Raw genomic sequence first — 1,253 nt, 5'->3', positions numbered from 1 at the left:
ACCCACAATCCGAGAGTGCCCCTCACCCTCTCCCTCACCGATGCGAACCGCCTCCTCACCGAGCAGTTCGCCCCCTGGGTCGTCGACCTCGGCCTCACCGTCGTCGAACTCGACGCACGCCGCGCCGTCCTCCGCCTCCCCTGGTCCGACCGCCTCGCCCGCGACGGCGGCGGACTCTCCGGCCAGGCCCTGATGGCCGCCGCCGACACCGCGACCGTCATCGCCGTCTCCGCCGCGCGGGGGGCCTACGGCCCCATGACCACCGTCCAGCAGTCCACGTCCTTCCAGCGCGCCCTGCGCGACACGGACGTCCTGGTGACCGCCGCCGTCAACAAACTCGGCCGCCGCATGGCCTTCACCGACGTCACCATGACCGCCGACGGCGCCCAGAACCCCTCCGCCACCGCCACCACCCTCTACGCCCTGCTGGACTGACAGCTTCCGGGCTTCGTCACGCACTCCCGGCGCGCAGCGCCCGCACCTCTCACCGCTCCCCTTCCGCCACCACCAGCGCGAGGCGCACCCGCGGCGCCCACCTCCGGCGCGAGGTACAGCCCGAGGTGGCCCGGCCGCGCCCACGCCCGGGGCGCGGCCGGGCCTGCGACGACAGACGACGGCGCACCGTCCGGCGCTCCCGCCTCACGCACCAGGTGGAACCCGCCCGCCGCGCTGTCCACGCCGACGACCACGCTCGCGTCGGCGCATACGCCGGCACGCGCGAGCACCCCACGCCACGCGGCCGCGGTGACGCGTTCCCCACCCGCGGTCGCGGGCCCGCTCTACTCGGGTGGACCGTCCAACACGCCGCGGTGTCGGTTGAGTTGGATGAGGTCCCAGCGATTGCCGTAGAGGTCGCGGAAGACGGCGACCGTGCCGTACGGCTCGCGGCGGGGCTCTTCCTCGAACACCACCCCGGCCGCGCGCATCCGCGCGTGGTCACGCTCGAACGCGTCGGTGTTCAGGAACCACCCGACACGTCCACCGGTCTGGTCTCCCACGTGCCCCGTCTGCGCGTCGGTCGCCGCCCGCGCGAGCAGCACACCGGTCTCCCGTGCTCCCGGTGGCGCGACCACCACCCACCGCTTGCCGTCACCGATCCGGGTGTCCTCCACCAGCCGGAAGCCGAGCACGTCGACGTAGAAGGCGACGGCCTCGTCGTAGTCGCGCACGACCAGAGTCACCAGTCCGATGTCGGCCATCGCCAGAGGATGCCATCCGCGCTCGGCACGGCCTTCCGGCCCCCTGCCGTGGTC

At 73.7% G+C, this 1,253-nt stretch carries 2 protein-coding genes; one reads left to right on the top strand and one right to left on the bottom strand.

What is annotated here, in order from left to right:
* The first annotated feature begins 15 nt into the window (after window positions 1-15).
* Window positions 16-435, top strand: coding sequence for a PaaI family thioesterase (locus GL263_RS26750; protein ID WP_182858314.1), 420 nt, complete (start codon window positions 16-18; stop codon window positions 433-435).
* A 344-nt stretch (window positions 436-779) separates the two neighbouring features.
* Here GL263_RS26750 and GL263_RS26745 read toward each other — a convergent pair whose 3' ends face one another.
* On the bottom strand, window positions 780-1,199 hold the full coding sequence (locus GL263_RS26745; RefSeq protein WP_182858313.1) for a VOC family protein: 420 nt from the start codon (window positions 1,197-1,199) through the stop codon (window positions 780-782).
* Between the last annotated feature and the right edge of the window lie 54 nt (window positions 1,200-1,253).

The sequence above is a fragment of the Streptomyces durbertensis genome, assembly GCF_014156695.1.
GTDB classification, from domain to species: Bacteria; Actinomycetota; Actinomycetes; order Streptomycetales; family Streptomycetaceae; genus Streptomyces; species Streptomyces durbertensis.
Note: the sequence above shows the minus strand (reverse complement) of the source record. Positions and strands in the feature narration are given on the sequence as shown.

Excerpts from the sequence above, each read along its gene's own strand:
- GL263_RS26745 (WP_182858313.1), bottom strand. The coding sequence starts at position 1,199 with ATGGCCGACATCGGACTGGTGACTCTGGTCGTGCGCGACTACGACGAG.